The 514-nt window shown below is 48.6% G+C and carries 1 protein-coding gene; it reads left to right on the top strand.

The features are described from left to right. Window positions 1-80 precede the first annotated feature (80 nt). Window positions 81-514 (top strand): P22-gp17 family phage DNA ejection protein (locus tag NXS07_RS20750; protein WP_498063305.1); only part of this gene is annotated, 434 nt, incomplete at its 3' end.

Below are 514 nucleotides of genomic sequence, written 5' to 3'. Positions count from 1 at the left end.
TTTCACCTGCAATCAGATGATGTCGTTGAACTCATTGATGGGCGCAGAGAACAATTATTTTTAATGGTTAGGAGTTAATTATGGGTGGAATAGTTAGCGGTGTTGGTAATGCTGTCGGTGGGATAATCGGTGGTATTGGTGCAATGAAAGGCGCTAAAGAACAGTCCCGGTCAAACGACAGAGCCATTGATAACCAGCAGGAAATGTTCCAGCAGCAGAGTGAGTGGCTATCACCGTTCCGTGAGGCTGGACAATCTGGATTATCTGGTTTGCAAGGTTTGGCTGGTAAGCCTATCGACCGAAATGCATTGCTGGGACAATACTTCAATAGTCCTGAGTACGCACAACTGGCGGATCAGGCCAGATATCAAACTCTCGCAGGGGCTGAGGCAACAGGGGGGCTTGGATCTACAGCAACCGGAAATCAGCTAGCAGGTATTGCGCCGCAACTGGGACAAAACTATCTGAACATGAAAACCGCCGAGCAGCAGGACATGTATAACCAGTTGCTGGG

The sequence above is a fragment of the Xenorhabdus bovienii genome (assembly GCF_024721015.1).
GTDB lineage: Bacteria > Pseudomonadota > Gammaproteobacteria > Enterobacterales > Enterobacteriaceae > Xenorhabdus > Xenorhabdus bovienii.
Note: the sequence above shows the minus strand (reverse complement) of the source record. Positions and strands in the feature narration are given on the sequence as shown.